At 62.0% G+C, this 13,152-nt stretch carries 13 protein-coding genes; 11 read left to right on the top strand and 2 right to left on the bottom strand.

The window, feature by feature from the left end; genetic code table 11:
- The first annotated feature begins 3 nt into the window (after positions 1–3).
- Together VSR68_RS13295 and eutC are read left to right on the top strand one after the other, a co-directional pair.
- A complete protein-coding gene (locus tag VSR68_RS13295; RefSeq protein WP_342940297.1) occupies positions 4–1,398 on the top strand; it encodes an ethanolamine ammonia-lyase subunit EutB in 1,395 nt (464 codons plus the stop codon).
- A complete protein-coding gene (gene eutC / locus VSR68_RS13290; protein ID WP_342940296.1) occupies positions 1,395–2,186 on the top strand; it encodes an ethanolamine ammonia-lyase subunit EutC in 792 nt (263 codons plus the stop codon). The genes VSR68_RS13295 and eutC overlap by 4 nt, the downstream gene beginning before the upstream one ends.
- A gap of 62 nt (positions 2,187–2,248) precedes the next feature.
- On the opposite strand, the gene VSR68_RS13285 is transcribed toward eutC, so the two are convergent.
- Together VSR68_RS13285 and adh are read right to left on the bottom strand one after the other, a co-directional pair.
- Positions 2,249–2,644 (bottom strand): DUF779 domain-containing protein, encoded by a 396-nt coding sequence (locus tag VSR68_RS13285; protein WP_342940295.1) that lies wholly within the window; start codon positions 2,642–2,644, stop codon positions 2,249–2,251.
- A 78-nt stretch (positions 2,645–2,722) separates the two neighbouring features.
- A complete protein-coding gene (gene adh, locus VSR68_RS13280; RefSeq protein WP_342940294.1) occupies positions 2,723–4,243 on the bottom strand; it encodes an aldehyde dehydrogenase in 1,521 nt (506 codons plus the stop codon).
- Between the two features lie 356 nt (positions 4,244–4,599).
- Between adh and VSR68_RS13275 the strand changes: the two genes are divergently transcribed.
- The 9 genes from VSR68_RS13275 to VSR68_RS13235 all read left to right on the top strand — a co-directional run bounded on the left by VSR68_RS13275 (position 4,600) and on the right by VSR68_RS13235 (position 13,005).
- Entirely contained in the window at positions 4,600–5,616 is a 1,017-nt protein-coding gene (locus VSR68_RS13275; RefSeq protein WP_342940293.1) for a helix-turn-helix domain-containing protein, read from the top strand.
- A 222-nt stretch (positions 5,617–5,838) separates the two neighbouring features.
- Complete coding sequence (locus VSR68_RS13270) at positions 5,839–6,024, top strand: hypothetical protein (protein WP_087732256.1); 186 nt, start codon at positions 5,839–5,841, stop codon at positions 6,022–6,024.
- A 15-nt stretch (positions 6,025–6,039) separates the two neighbouring features.
- The gene (gene dbpA, locus VSR68_RS13265; protein WP_342940292.1) at positions 6,040–7,431 is read left to right on the top strand and encodes an ATP-dependent RNA helicase DbpA; all 1,392 of its coding nucleotides are present in this window, start codon (positions 6,040–6,042) and stop codon (positions 7,429–7,431) included.
- A 324-nt stretch (positions 7,432–7,755) separates the two neighbouring features.
- Positions 7,756–8,910 carry a pyridoxal phosphate-dependent aminotransferase gene (locus tag VSR68_RS13260; protein ID WP_342940291.1) on the top strand — a complete coding sequence of 385 codons (1,155 nt, stop codon included), beginning with the start codon at positions 7,756–7,758 and terminating at the stop codon, positions 8,908–8,910.
- Positions 8,911–8,930: 20 nt separating this feature from the next.
- Positions 8,931–9,773: a carbon-nitrogen hydrolase family protein gene (locus VSR68_RS13255; RefSeq protein ID WP_342940290.1), complete on the top strand. Its 843-nt coding sequence runs from the start codon at positions 8,931–8,933 to the stop codon at positions 9,771–9,773.
- A gap of 23 nt (positions 9,774–9,796) precedes the next feature.
- Positions 9,797–10,588 carry an ABC transporter substrate-binding protein gene (locus tag VSR68_RS13250; protein ID WP_342940289.1) on the top strand — a complete coding sequence of 264 codons (792 nt, stop codon included), beginning with the start codon at positions 9,797–9,799 and terminating at the stop codon, positions 10,586–10,588.
- A gap of 172 nt (positions 10,589–10,760) precedes the next feature.
- Entirely contained in the window at positions 10,761–11,498 is a 738-nt protein-coding gene (locus tag VSR68_RS13245) for an anti-sigma factor (protein ID WP_342940288.1), read from the top strand.
- A gap of 158 nt (positions 11,499–11,656) precedes the next feature.
- Positions 11,657–12,175: an RNA polymerase sigma factor gene (locus VSR68_RS13240; RefSeq protein WP_342940287.1), complete on the top strand. Its 519-nt coding sequence runs from the start codon at positions 11,657–11,659 to the stop codon at positions 12,173–12,175.
- Positions 12,172–13,005, top strand: coding sequence for an anti-sigma factor (locus VSR68_RS13235; RefSeq protein ID WP_342940286.1), 834 nt, complete (start codon positions 12,172–12,174; stop codon positions 13,003–13,005). Before VSR68_RS13240 ends, VSR68_RS13235 begins: the two co-directional genes overlap by 4 nt.
- The last annotated feature ends 147 nt before the right edge of the window (positions 13,006–13,152 follow it).

The raw sequence follows: 13,152 nt of genomic DNA, 5'->3' as shown, positions 1-13,152 counted from the left end.
GATATGAGCTACACGGAGACAATCGGCAGCCGCACGTATCGGTTTGGCGATCTGAAGACGCTGATGGCGAAGGCGAGCCCGCTGCGTTCCGGCGACCAGCTCGCCGGCGTCGCGGCGGCGAGCGAGGAGGAACGCGTCGCCGCGAAGATGGCGCTCGCCGACGTGCCGTTGCGCACGTTCCTCAACGAAGCGTTGATTCCATACGAGAGCGACGAAGTCACGCGCCTCGTCATCGATACGCATTCGGCCGAAGCGTTCGCGGAGATTGCGCATCTGACCGTGGGCGAATTCCGCAACTGGCTGTTGTCCACTTCGACGGATACGGCCGCGCTCACGCGTATCACGAAGGGCCTCACGCCCGAAATGGTCGCGGCCGTGTCGAAGCTGATGCGCAATCAGGATCTGATCCTCGCGGCGCGCAAAAGGCCTGTCATCACGCGCTTTCGCAATACGGTCGGCTTGCCGGGCCACATGTCGGTGCGTCTGCAACCGAATCATCCGACCGATGACGTGAAGGGCATCGCCGCATCGATGATCGATGGCCTGATGTACGGTTGCGGCGACGCGATGATCGGCATCAATCCGGCGTCGGACAGTCTGTCGGCGATCACGAATCTGCTCGTGATGATCGACGATTTCCGCACGCGCTATCAGGTGCCGACGCAATCGTGTGTGCTTACGCACGTGACCAATACGATTTCGGCAATTGAAAAAGGCGCGCCCGTCGATCTCGCGTTCCAGTCGATAGCCGGCACCGAGAAAGCGAACGCGAGCTTCGGCATTTCGCTCGCGCTGTTGCAGGAGGCGTATGAAGCGGCGCTGTCGCTCAAGCGCGGCACCGTCGGCGACAACGTGATGTACTTCGAAACGGGGCAGGGCAGCGCGCTGTCGGCGAATGCGCATCATGGCGTCGATCAGCAGACATGCGAAGTGCGCGCGTATGCCGTCGCGCGGCAGTTCAATCCGTTTCTGACGAATACGGTCGTGGGCTTTATCGGCCCCGAGTATCTGTACGACGGCAAGCAGATCACGCGCGCCGGTCTCGAAGATCACTTCTGCGGCAAGCTGCTCGGCGTGCCGATGGGCTGCGATATCTGCTACACGAATCACGCGGAAGCCGATCAGGACGATATGGACAATCTGCTGACGCTGCTCGGCGTCGCGGGCATCAACTTCATCATGGGCATTCCCGGCGCGGATGATGTGATGCTCAATTACCAGAGCACGTCGTTTCACGATGCGCTGTATGTGCGTGAGGTGCTGGGTTTGCGTCGCGCGCCCGAGTTCGAAGAGTGGCTGGAGTCGATGCAGATCACCGATGCACGTGGCGCGTTGCTCAATGCGCCCGCGCGTCAGCCGCTGCTCGAAGGCGCGAGCGAATGGATGGGCATCGCATGAGCGATTCGATCGAAAAGAATGCGTGGCAGACGCTGCGTGCCTTCACGAACGCGCGCATCGCGTTGGGTCGCGCGGGCAATTCTCTGCCGACTGCGCCGCTGTTGGCGTTCAATCTTTCGCACGCGCAGGCGCGCGACGCCGTTCACCATCCGCTCGATGCCGACGCGTTGCACGAACAGTTGCGCGCCCAAGGCTTCACGTCGCTCGACGTGCATAGCGCCGCGCCGGATCGCGAGCACTATTTGCGGCGTCCGGATATGGGGCGGCGTCTTTCGGGCGAGAGCCGCGATCTATTGAACAACGCCGCGAGCGACGATCCGCCCGAAGTGGTTTTCGTCATCGCCGATGGACTCTCCGCATTTGCGGCTTCAAAGCAGTCGATCCCTCTGTTGCAGGCCATCACGAAGCGCCTCGCGGACTGGAAGATCGGCCCCGTCGTGGTCGCGCGTCAATCGCGTGTCGCGTTGGGCGATGAGATCGGCGAGTTGTTGCAGACGAAGCTCGTCGTGATGCTGATCGGCGAGCGGCCCGGGCTCAGTTCGCCGGATAGCCTGGGCATCTATCTGACGTATGCGCCCAAAGTCGGATGCAGCGACGCGCAACGCAACTGCATTTCGAACGTGCGGCCGGAAGGGCTCGCCTACGAAGCAGCCGCCCACAAGCTGCACTATCTGTTGACGCATGCGCGCCGTTTGGGGCTGACGGGTGTCGGTCTGAAGGACGATAGCGATGCGCTGCTTCAAACGTCCGAAGCCGCATCGTTGATCGCGGACGCTTCGAGAAAATAGCAAAGCGCCCAGCCGTCATGCCACGGCTGGGCGCATACCGCGTTAACTTCGCCAAGGCGGCGTCAGAGCGCATCGGCACGGCTTACGGGATGCTTGTCGAGCCACGCGTTCTCGTCATCATCGAAAAGGCGCGAGCGCGTGAGGAATCGCAGCCCTGTCGGCCGCTCCAGCGAAAACATGCCGCCGTTGCCCGGCACGACATCGATGATCAACTGCGTGTGCTGCCAGTACTCGAATTGCGATTCGCTCATATAGAACGGCACGCCTCCAATCGTGCCGAGCCATACGTCCGATGCGCCGACCATGAACTCGTTCGACGGAAAACACATCGGCGCGCTGCCGTCGCAACATCCGCCCGACTGATGAAAAATGACGGGTCCGTGCTCGGCGCTCAACTGCTGAATCAGTTTGATGGCCGCATCGGTTGCCACGACACGCGCAACGCCTTCGTCATTCATCGCGCTTCCTCTTTCATTTGATCCGCGGAAAAAGCGGGCGAACCGCATCAAGCGATTCGCCCAACAGGAGCACGACGCTCAGAAGAAGCCCAACGGCTTGTCGCTATAGCTGACGAGCAAGTTCTTCGTTTGCTGGTAATGGTCGAGCATCATCTTGTGATTCTCGCGCCCGATACCCGACTGCTTGTAGCCGCCAAACGCCGCGTGCGCCGGGTACGCGTGATAGCAGTTGGTCCACACGCGGCCCGCCTGAATCTCGCGGCCGAAGCGATACGCGCGTGAGCCATCGCGCGTCCAGACACCTGCGCCGAGGCCATAGAGCGTATCGTTGGCGATCTCAAGTGCTTCTTCTTCGTTCTTGAACGTCGTCACGGAGACAACCGGCCCGAAGATCTCTTCCTGGAAGATGCGCATCTTGTTGTGACCGCGGAATACCGTCGGCTTCACGTAGTAGCCTTTCGCGAGTTCACCGTCGAGCTTGTTCTGCTCGCCGCCGATCAGGCATTGCGCGCCTTCCTGCTTGCCGAGATCGATATACGACAGGATCTTTTCGAGCTGTTCCTTCGATGCCTGCGCGCCGATCATCGTCTTCGCGTCGAGCGGATGCCCCTGCTGAATGGCGGCGACGCGCTTCAACGCGCGCTCCATGAAGCGGTCGTAAACCGATTCTTCGATCAGCACTCGCGACGGGCACGTGCACACTTCGCCCTGGTTCAGCGCGAACATCGCAAAGCCTTCGAGTGCCTTGTCGAAGAAGCTGTCGTCCTTGTCGAGCACGTCGGCGAAGAAAATGTTCGGGCTCTTGCCGCCAAGTTCCAGCGTAACGGGGATGATGTTCTGGCTCGCGTACTGCATGATCAGGCGGCCCGTCGTCGTTTCGCCCGTGAACGCGATCTTTGCGATGCGCTTGTTCGATGCGAGCGGCTTGCCCGCTTCGAGGCCGAAGCCGTTGACCACGTTCAGCACGCCAGCAGGCAACAGATCCTGAATCAGTTCGACCAGCACGAGTATCGACGCAGGCGTTTGCTCGGCCGGTTTCAGCACGACGCAATTGCCTGCCGCGAGCGCGGGCGCGAGTTTCCAGGTCGCCATCAGGATCGGGAAATTCCACGGAATGATCTGGCCGACCACGCCCAGCGGCTCATGAAAGTGATAGGCGACGGTGTCGTGATCGATCTCCGAAATGCCGCCTTCCTGCGCGCGGACCGCGCCGGCGAAATAGCGGAAGTGATCGATCGCGAGGGGAATGTCGGCGGCCATCGTTTCGCGCAGCGGCTTGCCGTTGTCGATCGTCTCGGCGACGGCGAGGCGTTGCAGGTTCGCTTCCAGACGATCGGCGATCTTGTTGAGGATGTTCGCGCGCTCCGTGGTCGAGGTCTTGCCCCAAGCCGTTTTCGCGCGATGCGCGGCGTCCAGCGCGAGTTCGATGTCGGCTTCGCGTGAACGCGGAATCGACGTGAACGGCTCACCCGTAATCGGCGAAACGTTGTCGAAGTACTCGCCGCCCGCCGGCTTCACCCACTCCCCGCCGATGAAATTTTCATACTGCTTCTTGTACGGAAACTCGGTGGTCAGAAACTTCATCTCTGCGTGATTCATCTGCGTGCTCCTCACATGATCGGATAGTCGATGTATTCGTTTGGGCATGTCACCCGGCTGAGCGGTCTTCTGCTGCCGCGGGTCCATATCGCCAGAAGTGTGCCAACGAGCGCGCGCATGCAGCCGATGCCGGTGCACGCGGCACTGTCGCGATGCACGTCACGCGATGCACGCGAGATTGCTCAGCGCTGGCGTTGCATCCATGAGCAGTTCGACGAGCGAGTGTTCATCGAATGAACAGCGCGCGTGCCTTGGAATGGAGAGTTGGCGGAGGTTCTTTCGGCATGGGACTTGCGTCGATGTGCGCTTGTTTGTTCAATGTCACATGCAGGTGCATGTTCATCATCGACGCCCATATGACGACCGATCTTTTCTCTCCGTTCTCGCGCGTGCCCATGTGCCGCGTCGAAACGAGCGTCGCGCACGACGCCGATGAACAGGCGCGCAATCTTCGCGGCTGGACGCAGACTTACGATCAGCTCACGGCAGGGCGCTTCGTCGGCAAGCTGACGGGACTGCATCTCGACGCGATGCACGTGTTCTGCGAGACGACGAGCCAGACGTTGCGCCAGACCTGCGAAGTGCCGGAGGACGCGTACTGGTTCGGCATTCCCGCCCATTCCGCGAACACGGGCCGCATCGACTCGCATGCAATCGGCGACGATGCGCTTGCGTTCCAACGCGGCGGCGTCGAATTCGAACTCTTGACGCCGGGCGGCTACGCGATCTTCGGCGTGGTCGTATGCCGCGACGTGCTGCATCGTCATGCAGCGGCCGTCGAACACTCGGACATGATCGATCAGGCCACGCACACAGGCGTCGTTCCGATCGACACGAAAAACAAGGCGCAATTCTGCGCGCTGTTGCGCAGCGCACTCGACGATACGGCAAGCGCCGCGCTTTCCACACGCGCCCGCTGCAACCTGCAAGCGTCGGTGCTGTCGTCGCTGTTCGATCTGTGCGCGAGCGCGTCCGTGGAACCCGCCGCGCTTCCCGCGATCCCCGCGCGTCCGCGCAGACAATGGATCGTCTCTGCCGCGCGCGACTATGTGCTCGCGAATCGCGAGCGTCCCGTCAGCGTGCCTGAGCTGTGCGAGCATCTGCACGTCAGCCGCCGCACGTTGCAGTACTGCTTTCAGGACGTGCTGGGTCTCGCGCCCGCGAGCTATCTGCGCGCGATCCGCCTGAATGGCGCGCGCCGCGATCTGTGCGATGCCGCGCCCGGCGAGCGCACGGTGCAGGACGTTGCGGCCGAGTGGGGCTTCTGGCATCTGAGCCAGTTCGCGACCGACTATCGCAAGCTGTTCGGCTTGCTTCCTTCAGAGACGCTCAAAACGGTCCATGCGCCCGCGAACGCGCGGTTGACTCACTAAAAACGTATCTCGCGCGTTCTTGCCGGGCTCGCCTGCGCGCATCCGTTAAAATTACGGAATGCGCGAACTTCCTTCGCCGCCCGATCAATCATCCTCATCGACGACATAGCAGGCTGCGCTGTATCCGTTCCATTGCGTGGACCGATCGATCAGCGCCTTGTGTGCATTCGCGTTCTTCGCATGCGACGGAACGCGCTCAACCGATCAAGCTGGAGAATCAACGTGTTTACTTGCATCAACCAGAGCTGCGGCGCGCAGTGGGAACAGTCCGACGTCGTCATCAAGAACGAAGGGCAGGGTCTGCTGTTTCGCTGCCCGATGTGCGGCGCCCGCAACTATGTCGAGCGTTTCGACGCCGACGACGGCACGATCGTCTACGAGCAGATCGAAGGCCGCCCGTATAACTGAAGCCCGCACAACGACATGACAGACAAGGCACGTCCCTTCAGCGAACTGCCGCTCTCGCCGGCGGCGCTCGCGAATCTCACGCAACTCGGCTATGTCGAGATGACGCCGATCCAGACCGCAAGCCTGCCGATCGCGCTCGCCGGCCACGACCTGATCGCGCAGGCGAAGACGGGCAGCGGCAAGACGGCGGCGTTCTCGCTCGCGTTGCTCGCGCGGCTCGACGCGCGCCGTTACGCGGTGCAGGCGCTGGTGCTGTGCCCGACGCGCGAACTTGCCGATCAGGTCACGCAGGAAATCCGCCGTCTCGCGCGCGCCGAGGAAAACATCAAGGTGCTGACGCTGTGCGGTGGCACGCCGATGCGTCCGCAGACGGCGAGCCTCGAGCACGGCGCGCACATCATCGTCGGCACGCCGGGCCGCATCATGGATCATCTGGAGCGCGGCAGCCTCGCGCTCGACGCGCTCAACACGCTCGTGCTCGACGAAGCGGACCGCATGCTCGACATGGGCTTCTTCGATGACATCGCGAAGGTCGCGCGCCAGTGTCCGAAGGAGCGGCAGACCCTGCTGTTCTCCGCGACGTACCCCGAGGGCATCGCTAAACTGAGCCAGCAGTTTCTGCGCAACCCGAAGGAAGTGAAGCTCGAAGAGCGTCACGACGACAGCAAGATTCGTCAGCGCTTCTACGAAGTGACGGAGGACGAGCGTCTGCATGCCGTCGGTCTGCTGCTGAATCACTACCGGCCTGTCAGCACGATCGCGTTCTGCAACACGAAGAACCAGTGCCGCGATCTGCTCGACGTGCTGCGCGCACAGGGCTTTCACGCGCTCGCGCTGCATGGCGAACTCGAACAGCGCGAGCGCGATCAGGTACTGATCCAGTTCGCGAATCGCAGCTGCTCAGTGCTCGTTGCGACCGACGTCGCCGCGCGCGGCCTCGACATCGCGCAACTCGAAGCGGTGATCAATGTCGACGTGACGCCCGATCCGGAAGTGCACGTGCATCGCATCGGCCGCACGGGCCGCGCCGATCAGGAGGGCTGGGCGCTGAGCCTCGCGAGCATGAACGAAATGGGGCGCGTGGGCGGCATCGAAGAGGCGCAAGGGCGCGACGTCGAATGGCATCCGCTTTCCGAACTGAAGCCCGCAAGCGACGGGCCGCTGTTGCCGCCGATGGAGACGCTCCAGATACTCGGCGGCCGCAAGGAAAAGATCCGCCCCGGCGACGTGCTCGGCGCGCTGACGGGCGAAGCGGGCTTCAACGGTTCGCAGATCGGCAAGATCAACGTGACGGAGTTTTCGACTTACGTCGCCGTCGATCGCGGCATTGCCCGTGACGCGCTGCGCAAACTGAGCGCAGGCAAGGTCAAGGGCAAGAAAGTGAAAGTGCGTCTGATGGACGAATGAACGTGACGGCAGCGCGTGGCGCGCGCTGCCTCTCTTCTCTGCAACGCTGCTGCAAACCCGCCCTCGCATCACGCCTCATCATACCCTTTCATACCTGCGGGATTACCCTGCCGTCGTGCGCATTCCGCTTTACTCCGTTTGCGCAAGCGCCTTCGCGTGCATTCGCGCATCGCGCCGCAGCATTCTCCGCATGAGCGAAACGCATGCCGCGCATGACAAACTTTCGATTGTTCTCGCGCGCGCGTTGTTGCCTAATCGTTCAAACTGGACGGGACCGACGCATCACGCATGGCCCGCCGATTTGCAGCGAGGAGGAGGAATCCCATGCAGAGCGCTTTGCAAGCACGCTCGAAGTTGCCGGACGTCGGCACGACGATCTTCACGGTCATCGGTCAACTGGCCGCAGAACACAATGCGCTGAACCTGTCGCAAGGCGCGCCGAATTTCGCGCCCGACGAAGCGCTGGTCGATGGTGTGACCAAGGCGATGCGCGCGGGTCACAACCAGTACGCGCCAATGGCGGGCATCGGCGCATTGCGCGCGGCGCTCTCCGCGAAGGTGGAAACGCTGTACGGCGTCCACTACGATCCGTCGACGGAAGTGACCGTGATCGCAAGCGCGAGCGAAGGGCTGTACTCGACGATCAGCGCGCTCGTGCATCCTGGCGATGAAGTGATCTACTTCGAGCCGTCGTTCGACAGCTACGCGCCCATCGTGCGGCTGCAAGGCGCGAAGCCGATCGCGATCAAGCTCTCGTCGAACGACTTCCGCGTGAACTGGGACGAAGTGTCCGCCGCGATCACGCCGAAGACGCGGATGATCATCGTCAACACGCCGCACAATCCGACGGCGACGATCTTCAGCGACGCTGACATCGAGCGCCTGAAGGCCGTCACGCGCAACACGGACATCGTGATTCTCTCCGACGAAGTGTATGAGCACGTCGTGTTCGATGGCGCGAAGCATCACAGCATGGCGCGTCATCGCGAGCTTGCGGAGCGCAGCGTGATCGTGTCCTCGTTCGGCAAGTCGTATCACGTGACGGGCTGGCGCGTCGGCTATTGCCTCGCGCCTGCCGCGCTGATGGACGAGATTCGCAAGGTCCATCAGTTCATGGTGTTTTCCGCCGATACGCCAATGCAATACGCGTTTGTCGAAGCGCTTGCGAATCCGCAGAGCTATCTGGGGTTCTCCGAGTTCTATCAGCACAAGCGCGATCTGTTGACGCGCGAACTGCGCGACTCACGCTTCGAGCTGTTACCGAGCGAAGGCAGCTTCTTTATGCTCGCGCGTTTTCGCGGTTTCTCGGATGAAAAGGACAGCGACTTCGTGCTGCGCCTGATCCGCGATGCGAAGGTCGCGACTATTCCGCTGTCGGCGTTCTATACGGACGGCACGGATGGCGGCCTCATTCGCCTGAGTTTTTCGAAGGACGACGACACGCTGATCGAAGGCGCGCGGCGTCTGCGCTCGATTTGAGGACGAGGGAGCAACAAGCGATGAGGCAGGAATCGATCAACGCAGCCGTCGTGCAGATGAGCAGCAGCTCTGACGTCCTGCAGAATCTCGGCGAAGCGCGCCGTTGGGTGCACGAGGCGGCGCGCAAAGGCGCAACGCTGGTCTGCTTGCCTGAATACTTCTGCTGGATCGGCGATGACGAAATGCAGCGCGTTGCGCTCGCCGAAGCATACGGCGATGGCCCGATCCAACACACGTTGGCGGAACTGGCGCGCGAGACGAATACGTGGCTGATCGGCGGCACGGTGCCGATCCGGCCGTCGCAGGGGCCGCAGGTCGGCACGCATGCGTACAACACGTCGCTCGTGTTCGATCCGTCGGGGCAGTGCGCGGCACGCTACGACAAGATTCATCTGTTCAGCTTCAACCAGGGTGCCGAGCAGCACGCGGAAGGCGATACGATGGTCGGCGGCGATAGCATCGGCTCTGTGTCTGGGCCGTTCGGCGCGCTGCGTCTGTCGGTGTGCTACGACTTGCGCTTTCCCGAGCTGTATCGCGCGGCACCCAATGCCGACGTGATCGCCGTGCCCGCTGCCTTCACGCACACGACGGGGCTCGCGCATTGGGAGTTGCTGTTGCGCGCGCGGGCCGTCGAAAATCAGGCCTTCGTGCTCGCGTCCGGTCAGTGCGGCACGCACTCGAACGGATGGCGGACTTTTGGCCACAGTATGATCGTCGGGCCGTGGGGCGAAGTGCTCGCGCGTCACGACGACGAACCCGGCATCGCTCTCGCGACGCTGACCCAGAACGCGCTCGATGAAGCGCGCAACCGTCTGCCGGTGCTCACGCATCGGCGCATCGCTACGCCGTCTGACGTGCATTGAACATAAAGGGAAGGAGATCAACGATGAAGCTTTTGAAGAATCTGCTGATGCTGGCGTGCGCGTTTGCATCGGTTGCGACGGCGTCGGCGATGGCCGCCGATGCGACGACGCTGCGCTATGGGCTCGAAGCGCAATATCCTCCGTTCGAATCGAAGGGTTCGAATGGCGAATTGCAGGGCTTCGATATCGATATCGGCAACGCGGTCTGCAAGACGGCCAACCTGAAATGCAGCTGGGTCGAAACGTCGTTCGACGGTTTGATTCCTGCGCTGCAAGGCCGCAAATTTGACGCGATCAACTCGGCGATGAACGCGACGGAAAAGCGCCGCCAGGCCATCGACTTCACGAACGTGATCTACCGCGTGCCGACGCAGCTGATCGCACGCAAGGACAGCGGCCTGCAGCCGACGCCCGAATCGCTGAAGGGCAAGCGGGTCGGCGTGTTGCAGGCGTCGATTCAGGAGACGTATGCGAAGGCGCACTGGGAAGGCGCCGGCGTGACGGTCGTGCCGTATCAGGACCAGAACCAGGTTTACACGGATCTCGTCGCGGGCCGCCTCGATGCAACGCTCGTGCTAGCGCCCGCGGGGCAAACGGGCTTTCTGTCGCGTCCCGACGGCAAGGACTTCGCGTTCGTCGGCCAGGCGGTGCGTGACGACAAGATTCTCGGCAGCGGCATCGCGTTTGGCATCCGCAAAGGCGACACCGCGCTGCGCAACCAGTTGAACGCGGCAATCGCGAAGGTGCAGGCGGACGGTACGGTCAAGACGCTCGCGCAGAAGTACTTCGGCAATATCGACGTTTCGGCGAAGTAAGCTGTTTCGTTTTTGTGCCGCGCTTTTGTACAACGCGCCGCATGGCTTCGGTCATGCGGCGCGTTTCTTTTTGCCTAACGTCTGACGAATGAATCGTTGAAAGCGGTTGGAATAAAGTCCGCAATGGTCCTGTTAGCGCATCAGGAGCCTCATTTTGTACGACTGAACCGCCATGTCCCGCACTCATTCGCCGACCGACCCGCCGCTCACCGAAGCGGACATGCAGGCGTTCGCCGACGGCAACCTGCCGCCGGACCGGGCGGCGCGCGTGCGCAAATACCTGGGCTCACGGCCGCGCGAGGCCGAGCGGATCGCGTTTTACCGGCATCTGAACATGCAGATGCGCGACGTCTTTGAGGGCGCGTTTGCGCAGCGCATTCGCGCGCGGCACGCGGAGCGTGCGCAGGCTGTCGATTTCCGTTCGAGCGCGCGCACCTTCTTTCTGCGGCGTATTGGCGTGGCGTTGCTCGGCATCGCGCTGCTCGTGTCGTCGGTGAGCGGGTGGTTTTTTGCGTCGCGCGTATCGACCGAAATGCTCGATGCGACGGCCGTGATGGCGCTGATGCGCGCTTCCGGTCAGCGAGACGCGAGTGCAACCGTGACTGTGCTCAAGGACCCGCATGCCGCCGATCTTGCGCCGATGGGGCTGAGGCTCGTCGACGCGAGAACGCGTCGTCCGAACGCGTTCGCCCGTATCGACATACTGGACTACCGGAATGCGGACGGTGATGCCGTCGTCCTCGCTTCGTCGTCGGCGCCGTTCGCAGGCGACAAGCCGCATTGGTCCGCGCAACGCGTCGGCGACGTGCGGATTCTGATGTGGACCGCCGACGGCAAACGCTATGTGCTGGCCGGACGCGCGACGACGCACGGACTGATGCGTGCCGCCGATGCGTTGACGACGCACTAACCATGCGCTGAGCTAAACGCACCGCTTGTCGATTTGCGTGCACGTGTGAAGGCCATTGAAAACCGCGCGGAATAAAATGCAACTGATTGTGTTCTCTGCATCAAGAGGCGACGCGCGCGGCGGAATGCGTGCCGAGCGATACCTGATGGGTCGAGGAAATGGACATCCGTAACGAGTTGATGGATCACGTGCCGCGATTGCGCCGCTATGCGAGGGCGCTGATCAGCAATCGCGATCTCGCGGACGATCTCGTGCAGGACACGCTCGAACGCGCGCTGACGCGCACGAAAATGTTCCAGGCCGGAACGGACTTGCGTGCGTGGCTTTTCACGATCATGCACAACGTGTTCATCAATCAGGTGCGCAAGTCGTCGACGCGTGCAATGCACGTTTCCGTCGATGACGAGAGCATCGTCGAAAGCGAATTCGCGGTGTCGGGCGAGCAGACGCGCTCGCTCGAAGTGCGCGACCTCGATTACGCGTTGCAGCGGCTGCCTGCGGATCAGCGTGAAGTCGTGTTGCTCGTCGGGCTCGAGGAGATGAGTTACGCCGAAGTGGCGATTGCGCTCGACATTCCCGTCGGCACGGTGATGTCGAGGCTTTCGCGTGGGCGCGAGCGTTTGCGTGCGTTGATGGCGGGCGCTCAGCCCAGCGCAAAACTGAAGGTGGTGCGATGAGCGATCAGCAGACTCCAATCAGCGAAGAAGACATTCACGCGTATGTGGACGGCACGCTGTCCGATGAGCGCCGTGAAGAAGTGGAGCGCGCGCTCGAAACTAACCCCGCACTGGCCGCGCGCGTCAGCGATTACTTCTCGCTGAACAACATGTTCCATGAGCGCTACGACCGCGTGCTGAACGAGCCGGTGCCTGCGCGTCTGCGCGTGCATGAGAAGCATCGCTGGCTGAGCGCGGCGAACTGGCCGCAATTCGCAGGAATGGCTGCGGCGCTGGTGTTGGGCATCGGCATTGGCGTCGGCACGAACATGGGCAAGAACATGCTTGGGCCGTCGGCGGGTTCGTCGCAGGTGGCGTCGAATACGCGGCCAGTGAGCGCCGATGTCTCCGAAGTCTTCGCGCAAAAGGCAGCGTTGGCGCACGTTGTGTATATGCCTGCCGTCGATCGTCCGACGGATATCGGCGAAGGTCACGAGGAAGATTTCGTTCAGTACCTCGCGAACAAGCTGGGTACCGATGTGCATCCGCCGATGCTCACCAGGAGCGGATTCCAGCTCGCCGGCGGCCGCATATTGCCAGGCGACGACGGCCCCGTTGCGCAGTTCATGTATCACAACGCCGAAGGCGAGCGCGTGACGCTTTGCATTTCTCATCGCAAGGCGAGTGCGAATACGACTGCGTTCAAGCTGTATCAGGAGGGGCCGGTGAATGTGTTCTATTGGGTCGACGGCGACTTCGGATATGCGGTGTCGGGTGGCATCGATCGCAAGGTGATGCTGCAGATCGCACACGACGTCTATGCGCAATTGACGGGCGCGACACCGGGTTGATCGTTTAGCTGCTTTTCGTTGACGGCTGCATCGGTGAATGCGGCCGTTTTCGTTTTGCTTCGTTAGTTAGTGATCCGTAATTATTGAAGCGAAGACGCTATGGTTGGCAATTCTCTTTGATCGACGGGAATAGATCGCGGTGACGCG

Origin of the sequence: Paraburkholderia phymatum (assembly GCF_038900715.1) — a bacterium.
Taxonomy (GTDB): domain Bacteria; phylum Pseudomonadota; class Gammaproteobacteria; order Burkholderiales; family Burkholderiaceae; genus Paraburkholderia; species Paraburkholderia phymatum_A.
The sequence above is the reverse complement of the archived record's forward strand: the minus strand, read 5'-3'. Positions and strand labels throughout refer to the sequence as shown.

Coding starts and splice junctions, on each gene's coding strand:
- VSR68_RS13245 (WP_342940288.1), top strand. CDS start 10,761: ATGTCCCGCACTCATTCGCCGACCGACCCGCCGCTCACCGAAGCGGAC.
- VSR68_RS13235 (WP_342940286.1), top strand. CDS start 12,172: ATGAGCGATCAGCAGACTCCAATCAGCGAAGAAGACATTCACGCGTAT.
- VSR68_RS13275 (WP_342940293.1), top strand. CDS start 4,600: ATGACGACCGATCTTTTCTCTCCGTTCTCGCGCGTGCCCATGTGCCGC.
- eutC (WP_342940296.1), top strand. CDS start 1,395: ATGAGCGATTCGATCGAAAAGAATGCGTGGCAGACGCTGCGTGCCTTC.
- VSR68_RS13285 (WP_342940295.1), bottom strand. CDS start 2,644: ATGAATGACGAAGGCGTTGCGCGTGTCGTGGCAACCGATGCGGCCATC.
- VSR68_RS13250 (WP_342940289.1), top strand. CDS start 9,797: ATGAAGCTTTTGAAGAATCTGCTGATGCTGGCGTGCGCGTTTGCATCG.
- VSR68_RS13240 (WP_342940287.1), top strand. CDS start 11,657: ATGGACATCCGTAACGAGTTGATGGATCACGTGCCGCGATTGCGCCGC.
- VSR68_RS13260 (WP_342940291.1), top strand. CDS start 7,756: ATGCAGAGCGCTTTGCAAGCACGCTCGAAGTTGCCGGACGTCGGCACG.
- VSR68_RS13255 (WP_342940290.1), top strand. CDS start 8,931: ATGAGGCAGGAATCGATCAACGCAGCCGTCGTGCAGATGAGCAGCAGC.
- dbpA (WP_342940292.1), top strand. CDS start 6,040: ATGACAGACAAGGCACGTCCCTTCAGCGAACTGCCGCTCTCGCCGGCG.
- adh (WP_342940294.1), bottom strand. CDS start 4,243: ATGAATCACGCAGAGATGAAGTTTCTGACCACCGAGTTTCCGTACAAG.
- VSR68_RS13295 (WP_342940297.1), top strand. CDS start 4: ATGAGCTACACGGAGACAATCGGCAGCCGCACGTATCGGTTTGGCGAT.